This is a genomic window from Streptomyces sp. NPDC052236, assembly GCF_044548015.1.
Classification (GTDB): Bacteria; Actinomycetota; Actinomycetes; order Streptomycetales; family Streptomycetaceae; genus Streptomyces.
Genome location: NZ_JBIUBL010000007.1, coordinates 323797 through 332574, shown reverse-complemented (window position 1 = coordinate 332574; position 8778 = coordinate 323797). Strand labels below are relative to the sequence as shown.

Sequence of the window (8778 nt, the reverse complement as noted above, 5' to 3'; positions counted from 1 at the left end):
GGGCGGGCGACCTAAAATGTGGGGGGGGGGGGGGGTCACGGCCCCCGGGTTGTTGCGGGGGGGCCCCCCCCCCCGCCCCGGGGGGGGGGGGGGGGGGGGCGCCCCCCCCCCCCCCGCGGCCCGTCTCAGGCCTTCACCTCAGGCCTTCAGTGCCTTGTCCATCACCGTGTTGAACTGCTCCACCGTCATCGGCGGGTTGTCGCTGCCCTCCACCGTGAGCTTCTTGTCGTCCATCTTGAGCGTCGGCGTGCCCGTGACATCACTGTCGTTGAACACATCCGTCATCTTCATCGCCCACGCGTCGAACGTGCCGCCCTCGACGTTCTTCTTGAACTCGGTGTTGCTCTTCAGCGCCGGGACCGAGTCCGCGACCTCCAGCAGATACGAGTCCTTGGAGAACTTGTCGTCCGTCTCTTCCGGGTGGAACTCGGTCGAGTACAGCGCGCTCTTGTACGCGACGAACGCCTCCGGGCTCACATTCAGCGCCGCCCCCAGCGCGCTCAGCGCGTTCTTCGACCCCTGGCCGTTGATCGACTTCGCGCCGTCGATGAATGTGGCGCCGATGAACTCGACCTTGTACTTGCCCGCGTCGACGTCCTTCTTGACCGTCTCTCCGACCGTCTGCTCGAACTGCGCGCAGACCGGGCAGCGCGGGTCCTCGTACAGCTCCAGCGTCTTCTTCGCCGTCGCCTTGCCGATGACGACCGTCGTCCCGTTCTCGCCTGTCGTGTTCTTCGGCGCGGTGATGTTCTTCTCGTCCGCCACCGAGTCCCAGTGGGTCGGCTTGTTGGCCTGCATGACCGCGTAACCGATGCCGCCCGCGATCGCGAGGACGACCAGCGTCGTACCGATCACGACGAGCTGCCGACGGGTCTTGTCCTTCTTGGCCTGGCGCTCTTGCTCTTGGCGCAGCCGCTCGCGGGCCGCGGCCTTGTTGGCCATTTTGTTGCGTGCACTCATGTTCATTCACTCCATCGGGACATCTGGAACGGGCGGGACTGCGGGCTCAGGCGCACACTGCGGCCGAGCGCGGCGGTCCTCTCCGTACGACGGAGTGCACCAGCAGGCGGGCCCCGGAGGCGACACCGGGCCGACGCGCCACAGGCCGCGCCGCCCCCCGGCGTACGGCATACCGCGCCGTCCCGGCCACGGCGACCGCCACCCGCAACGGCCGGAACGCGCACGCGCCCGCCGCCCGCACCAGCCGTGCCAGCGCGGATTCGCCGCGCCGCAGCCAGGCCGCGGCGAGCAGCCCGACCGAGACATGCGCGGCGAGCAGCAGCCAGGGCAGGGTGGCGGGGTCGGTGGAGCTCAACAGGCCGGCGGCACCCTCGTCGGGGGCGCCCACCCCGGGCAGCGCCGTGCCGACCTCGCCGCCGCACAGCGCACCGAGGCCGACCGAGCGCAGCGAACCGGCGACCGGCCCGCCGCCCGGGCCGTAACAGGCGTCCTGACCGGCGGTGAAAAGGGTGTCGGCGGCCAGTTCCAGCGGGACGAGGAGGCCGGCGATCCGCCAGAATCCCCGCTCCCGGCCCGACAGCGCGAACGCGACGCCGAATACGGTCGCCGAGACGAAGGCGAGCGTGGACAGCGGCAGCGGAACCCTGGACAGCAGCACATGAGAGGCGGCGGACAGCGTCACGACGAGTGCCGTGAAGACCGCTGCCCGCAGCCCCCTGAGCCGCATCCCGGATATGTCCATCACCGGCGAGTTTCCCATGGGTCCCTGTAAGGGCCCCCTAAAGGATCCGGCCACCCGAGCCGGACTACAGCCCCGGGATCCGTCCATTGCGGAACAGGTCCACAAAGATCTGGTGGTCCGCCCGCGCCCGCGCGCCGTAGCTGTGCGCGAACTCCACCAGCAGCTCCCCGAAGCCGTCCTCGTCCGCCGCGATCGCCGCGTCGATGGCCCGCTCCGTGGAGAACGGCACCAGCGACTGACCGCTCCCGTCGTCCGCCGCCCCGTGCATCGTGGCCGTCGCCCTGCCCAGGTCCGCGACGACCGCCGCGATCTCCTCCGTGTCGTCGATGTCCGACCAGTCCAGATCCACCGCGTACGGCGAGATCTCGGCCACCAGCTGGCCCGTCCCGCTCAGCTCGGTCCAGCCCAGCCACGGGTCCGCGTGGTCCTGGAGCGCGCGCTGCGAGATCACCGTGCGGTGGCCTTCGTGCTGGAAGTACTGCCGTACGGCCGGGTCGTCGATGTGCCGGGAGACCGCAGGGGTCTGCGCCTGCTTCATATAGATCACGACGTCGTTCTCCAGGGCGTCGCTGTTGCCCTCCAGCAGGATGTTGTACGAGGGCAGTCCCGCCGACCCGATGCCGACGCCGCGCCGCCCCACGACGTCCTTGACCCGGTACGAGTCGGGCCGGGCCAGGCTGGACTCGGGCAGCGTCTCCAGATAGCCGTCGAACGCGGCCAGCACCTTGTAGCGGCCGGCGGCGTCCAGCTCGATGGAGCCGCCGCCGGGCGCGAACCGGCGCTCGGAGTCGCGGATCTCCGTCATCGAGTCGAGCAGCGCGAAGCGGGTGAGTCTGCGGGCGTCGCGCAAGGCCTCCAGCAGCGGCCCCTCCGCGGTGTCCAGCGTGAACGGCGGCACCTCGTCGTTCTTGGCACCCGTGGCCAGGGCGTGGATGCGCTCGCGGTAGGCCGCGGCGTAGATCCGTACCAGCTCGGTGATCTGCTGGTCGCTGAGGGCCTTGGTGTAGCCGATCAGCGCCAGGGAGGCGGACAGCCGCTTGAGGTCCCATGTGAAGGGCCCCACATAAGCCTCGTCGAAATCATTCACGTTGAAGATCAACCGGCCATTGGAGTCCATGTACGTGCCGAAGTTCTCAGCGTGCAGGTCGCCGTGGATCCACACCCGCCCGGTCCGGTCGTCCAGGTAGGGGCCGCCGTGCCGCTCCTGCTCCAGGTCGTTGTAGAACAGGCACGCCGTACCCCGGTAGAAGGCGAAGGCGGAGGCGGCCATCTTCCGGAATTTGACCTGGAAGGCGGCTGGATCCGCAGCCAGGAGCTGGCCGAAAGCAGTATCGAATACGGAGAGAATCCGCTCGCCGCGCTGATCGGCTTCAGCCTGCTGGACCGACATCGCTGGGTGCCTCCTGGTGCATGACAAAGGGGATGGTGTTCCGCCCACTTCCCAACGCACGAAGGTACGCGGGAGTGCCCGCCAAGGTACGCGGGAGTGCCCGCGACTGTCAGTGTCAAGACGTAGACTTCCAGGCTGATCCCCCGGACTGTCTTCAGTCTGTCGACCACCGTTCTCCGGAGGCCTCCCGCCGTGACCAAGCCGCCCTTCACGCACCTTCACGTCCACACCCAGTACTCCCTGCTGGACGGTGCCGCGCGGCTCAAGGACATGTTCGACGCCTGCAATGAGATGGGCATGACGCACATCGCCATGTCCGACCACGGCAACCTCCACGGGGCGTACGACTTCTTCCATACGGCGAAGAAGGCGGGTGTGACGCCGATCATCGGCATCGAGGCGTATGTGGCCCCGGAGTCCCGCCGGAACAAGCGCAAGGTCCAGTGGGGCCAGCCGCACCAGAAGCGGGACGATGTCTCCGGTTCCGGTGGTTACACGCACAAGACGATCTGGGCCGCCAACAAGACCGGGCTGCACAACCTCTTCCGGCTCTCCTCGGACGCGTACGCCGAGGGCTGGCTGACGAAGTGGCCGCGGATGGACAAAGAGACCATCTCCAAGTGGTCCGAGGGACTCATCGCCTCGACCGGCTGCCCGTCGGGCGAGCTGCAGACCCGGTTGCGCCTCGGCCAGTTCGACGAGGCGCTGAAGGCCGCCTCCGAGTACCAGGACATCTTCGGCAAGGAGCGGTATTTCCTGGAACTGATGGACCACGGCATCGAGATCGAGCGCCGGGTCCGCGACGGCCTGCTGGAGATCGGGAAGAAGCTCGACATCCCGCCGCTGGTCACCAATGACTCGCACTACACCTACGCCCACGAGGCGACCGCGCACGACGCGCTGCTGTGCATCCAGACCGGCAAGAACCTCTCGGACCCGGACCGCTTCCGCTTCGACGGCACCGGCTACTACCTGAAGTCCACGGACGAGATGTACGCCATCGACTCCTCGGACGCCTGGCAGGAGGGCTGCGCCAACACCCTCCTCGTCGCCCAGCAGGTGAACACCGACGGCATGTTCGAGGCGAAGAACCTGATGCCGCAGTTCGAGGTCCCCGAGGGCTATACCGAGGTGACCTGGTTCCGCGAGGAGACCATGCGCGGCATGGCCCGCCGTTACCCCGGCGGCATCCCGGACGACCGCCTCAAGCAGGCCGAGTACGAGATGGGCATCATCATCGAGATGGGCTTCCCGGGGTACTTCCTCGTGGTCGCGGACTTCATCATGTGGGCCAAGAACAACGGCATCGCGGTGGGTCCGGGCCGTGGTTCCGCGGCCGGTTCGATCGTGGCGTACGCGATGGGCATCACCGACCTCGACCCGATCACGCACGGGCTGATCTTCGAGCGGTTCCTCAACCCCGAGCGCGTCTCCATGCCCGATGTCGACATCGACTTCGACGAGCGCAGGCGCGGTGAGGTGATCAGGTACGTCACCGAGAAGTACGGCGCCGACAAGGTCGCCATGATCGGCACGTACGGAAAGATCAAGGCGAAGAACGCGATCAAGGACTCTGCCCGTGTCCTCGGCTACCCGTACGCCATGGGTGACCGGCTCACCAAGGCGATGCCCGCCGATGTCCTCGGCAAGGGCATCGACCTCAACGGCATTACCGACCCGAAGCACCCGCGCTACAGCGAGGCGGGCGAGATCCGGGGGATGTACGAGAACGAGCCGGATGTGAAGAAGGTCATCGACACCGCCAAGGGCGTCGAGGGACTGGTCCGGCAGATGGGTGTGCACGCGGCAGGCGTGATCATGTCCAGCGAGACCATCACCGACCACGTCCCGGTGTGGGTGCGGCACAGCGACGGCGTGACCATCACGCAGTGGGACTACCCACAGTGCGAGTCGCTCGGCCTGCTGAAGATGGACTTCCTGGGTCTGCGCAACCTCACGATCATGGACGACGCCGTCAAGATGGTGGAGGCCAACAAGGGCATCAAGCTGGAGATGCTCGACCTCCCGCTGGACGACCCCACGACGTACGAGCTGCTCTGCCGCGGTGACACGCTCGGCGTCTTCCAGTTCGACGGCGGCCCGATGCGCTCGCTGCTGCGGCTGATGAAGCCCGACAACTTCGAGGACATTTCCGCCGTCTCGGCCCTGTACCGGCCGGGCCCGATGGGCATGAACTCCCACACGAACTACGCGCTCCGCAAGAACGGCCAGCAGGAGATCACGCCGATCCACCCGGAGCTGGAGGAGCCGCTCAAGGAGGTGCTGGGCCTCACCCACGGCCTGATCGTCTATCAGGAGCAGGTGCAGAAGGCCGCCCAGATCATCGCGGGGTACTCCCTCGGCGAGGCCGACATCCTCCGGCGCGTGATGGGCAAGAAGAAGCCCGACGAGCTGGCGAAGAACTTCGTCCTCTTCCAGGCGGGCGCGAAGAAGAACGGCTTCAGCGACCAGGCCATCCAGGCGCTGTGGGACGTGCTGGTCCCGTTCGCCGGATACGCCTTCAACAAGGCCCACTCCTCGGCGTACGGCCTGGTCACCTACTGGACCGCGTATCTCAAGGCGAACTATCCGGCCGAATACATGGCGGCGCTGCTGACCTCGGTCAAGGACGACAAGGACAAGTCCGCGGTCTATCTGAACGAGTGCCGCCGCATGGGCATCAAGGTGCTGCCGCCCAATGTGAACGAGTCCGAGTCCAACTTCGCCGCCCAGGGCGACGATGTGATCCTTTTCGGTCTCACCGCCGTCCGGAACGTCGGTACAAACGTCGTGGACTCGATCATTCGCTGCCGCAAGGCGAAGGGAAAGTACACGACCTTCCCCGACTTCCTCGACAAGGTCGAGGCGGTCGTCTGCAATAAGCGCACCGTCGAATCACTGATCAAGGCCGGCGCCTTCGACGAGATGGGCCACACCCGCAAGGGCCTGGTCGCCCACCACGAACCGATGATCGACAATGTGGTCGCGGTCAAGCGCAAGGAGGCCGAGGGGCAGTTCGACCTCTTCGGCGGCATGGGCGAGGAGGACAGCGACGAGCCGGGCTTCGGGCTCGACGTCGAGTTCTCCGACATCGAGTGGGACAAGTCGTATCTGCTCGCTCAGGAACGCGAAATGCTCGGCCTGTACGTCTCCGACCACCCGCTCTTCGGCATCGAGCACGTCCTGTCCGATAAATCGGACGCCTCGATCTCCCAGCTGACGGGCGGAGAGCACGGGGACGGCGCGATTGTCACCATCGGCGGCATCATCTCCGGCCTGCAGCGCAAGATGACCAAGCAGGGCAACGCCTGGGCGATCGCCACCGTCGAGGATCTGGCCGGCTCGATCGAGTGCATGTTCTTCCCCGCGACGTATCAGCTGGTGTCCACCCAGTTGGTCGAGGACACAGTGGTGTTCGTGAAGGGGCGGCTCGACAAGCGCGAGGACATCCCGCGGCTGGTCGCCATGGAGCTGATGGTCCCCGATCTCTCCTCGGCCGGCACCAACGCGCCGGTTACCGTCACCATCCCGACGGTGAAGGTCACCCCACCGATGATCAGCAGGCTCGGGGAGATCCTGAGCCACCACAAGGGCAACACCGAGGTACGGATCAAGCTGCTGGGCCCGCGCAAGACCACGGTGCTCCGGCTGGACCGGCACCGGGTGCAGCCGGATGCGGCCCTGTTCGGGGATCTGAAGGTGCTGCTCGGCCCGGCGTGCCTGGCCGGCTGACCGACAGGCGACAGGCCACTAAAACGGGGCGAGAACGGAGCAAAAAACGCCGCAAGGGGTGCGCCCCTTGCGGCGTTACCACGTCACTGGTGTTGATCAGTTGAGGCGATCAGTTGTGGCCGAAGCGCCGCTGGTGCTTACGGGCGACATCCGACGGACTGCCCTGCGCGTGCGACTGTGTCCGCGACTGCGACTGGTACGCGGCGGACTTGGCCTGCTCGCTGCTGCGCTCCGCGGTGGACGAGCGGTCCTGTTGCTGACTGCCCTTGCGATTCTTGTTCTTGGCCATGGGGAACGCCTCCTGTGGAATTCTCGGGGCCAGGCCCGCTGTCAGCGTCACATACCAAGAGAACCAGCGCATTTTGGATCATTGCGGTGGGTAAGGGGCCCTTGTCGCTCCAGGACTGGGGATCCGCCGCACCGATGATCGAGTTCCGGCCGTTAACCCTTCCGTGTTCGGGCAGACTCGAAGAAAACCCGGAACAATCCCCGATCTGGAACAATCCCCCGATCCTAGGATTCCCCGTTCCGGGATTTCCCCAAGTTCCTGAAGTGCCTGAAGTCTTGAAAGAGGGTGGAGCGCGTGGACCGTTGCGTCGTCCTGGTGGACGCCGGATATCTGCTGGGCGCCGCCGCGAGCCTTCTCGCCGGAGAACCGGCGCGTTCCCGGATCACCGTCGACCACACCGCCCTCATCCAGGGTCTGCGCGAACTCGCCGAAGTGGATACGGAGCGCCCCCTGCTCCGTATCTACTGGTTCGACGGCGCCCCCGACCGCGTACCGCAGCCCGAGCACCGGCGGATGCGGGTCATGCCGCGCGTGACCGTCCGCCTCGGCGCGCTGACCCGGAGCGACGGCCGCTGGGCGCAGAAGGGCGTCGACGCCGCCATGCACGCCGAGCTCACCGAACTGGCCAGAAACCGCGCCTGCTCGGATGTGGTGCTGGTGACCGGCGACGGCGACCTGCTGCCTGGGCTGATGTCTGCGAAGGAGCACGGCGTCGCCGTCCACCTCTGGGCGGTGCAGGCCGCCGACGGTGATTACAACCAGTCCGAGGACCTGGTCGCGGAGGCCGACGAGCGGCGGGTGCTGGACCGTGTCTGGATCACCAAGGCCGTACGGGCCAAGGACTTCTCCGGCAACTGCGCGCCGCCGCCCGCGCCCCGCCCCGAGATCGCGGCGATCCTCTCCGCGCCACTGCCCGAGTCGGCGCTCGCCGCCTCGCAGGAGCGGGCGGCGGACGAGGCCGCGCGCAATGGATCGCGCCGCACGGTGCCTTCCGTGAACGGCTCCGACCACGGACCCGACCACGGCGGGCACGGCTCTGACCACGGCTCCGGGCATGGCTCCGACCACGGGTCCGACCACGGGTCCGGGCACAGCGATACGGGCTCCGCCCCCGCCACCGCCAGGGGTGTCCCCACCCCCAAGGACCTGGCCAGCCTGCGCGCCCCCGGCCAGCACGCCACGCCGCCCCCCGCGAGCGCCACCCTGCGCTGGTCCTCCGACCGGGGCTGGGTCGAGCGCCCCGGCTCCAACGGCTCGGGCCCGCTCGGCGAACCGCCCGAGACCGCCTCGCTGCCGACGCTCGCCCAGCTCACCAGCGCCGAGCAGCGCTGGGCCGACCGCGAGGAGGACATCACCACGGTCGGCGGCGATCCCTTCGAGGTCGGCCAGGTCTTCGCCCGGCGCTGGATGGAACGGCTGCCCGAGCAGAGCCATGTGCAGAAGCTGTCCACCATGTACCCGCGGATTCCGCACCGCATAGACGGTGAGCTGCTGCGGTACGCGGCGCGTTTCGGTCTGCTCGCGCACAAGGACGACCAAATCGACGAACACGACCGGTACGCGATCCGCGCGGGATTCTGGCGTGAGATCGACGTACGGGCCGCCGCGGAACACGCCCCCGCGGGGGAGTAGTCCGGCCGACCCCTTAGGCTCGACCCTTGTGAG

6 protein-coding genes are annotated in these 8778 nt (G+C 67.5%); 2 read left to right on the top strand and 4 right to left on the bottom strand.

Annotation, left to right across the window (positions count from 1 at the left end):
* Positions 1–138: 138 nt before the first annotated feature.
* From ACIHCQ_RS15325 to ACIHCQ_RS15315, 3 genes are read right to left on the bottom strand one after another with little or no spacing between them, the layout of a single operon-like run.
* Positions 139–960 (bottom strand): thioredoxin domain-containing protein, encoded by an 822-nt coding sequence (locus tag ACIHCQ_RS15325; protein WP_399662017.1) that lies wholly within the window; start codon positions 958–960, stop codon positions 139–141.
* Positions 961–1006: 46 nt separating this feature from the next.
* Positions 1007–1720: a hypothetical protein gene (locus ACIHCQ_RS15320; protein WP_399662015.1), complete on the bottom strand. Its 714-nt coding sequence runs from the start codon at positions 1718–1720 to the stop codon at positions 1007–1009.
* 46 nt (positions 1721–1766) lie between these two features.
* Positions 1767–3092, bottom strand: a complete 1326-nt coding sequence (locus tag ACIHCQ_RS15315; protein WP_399662013.1) for a DUF2252 domain-containing protein — start codon at positions 3090–3092, stop codon at positions 1767–1769.
* A gap of 192 nt (positions 3093–3284) precedes the next feature.
* On the opposite strand from ACIHCQ_RS15315, the gene dnaE reads away from it, so the two are divergent.
* Complete coding sequence (gene dnaE / locus ACIHCQ_RS15310; protein WP_399662011.1) at positions 3285–6824, top strand: DNA polymerase III subunit alpha; 3540 nt, start codon at positions 3285–3287, stop codon at positions 6822–6824.
* A 109-nt stretch (positions 6825–6933) separates the two neighbouring features.
* Here dnaE and ACIHCQ_RS15305 read toward each other — a convergent pair whose 3' ends face one another.
* Positions 6934–7113, bottom strand: a complete 180-nt coding sequence (locus ACIHCQ_RS15305; protein ID WP_399662009.1) for a hypothetical protein — start codon at positions 7111–7113, stop codon at positions 6934–6936.
* 294 nt (positions 7114–7407) lie between these two features.
* Here ACIHCQ_RS15305 and ACIHCQ_RS15300 point away from each other — a divergent pair, with 294 nt between their 5' ends.
* Positions 7408–8745 carry an NYN domain-containing protein gene (locus ACIHCQ_RS15300; RefSeq protein ID WP_399662007.1) on the top strand — a complete coding sequence of 446 codons (1338 nt, stop codon included), beginning with the start codon at positions 7408–7410 and terminating at the stop codon, positions 8743–8745.
* Positions 8746–8778 lie beyond the last annotated feature (33 nt).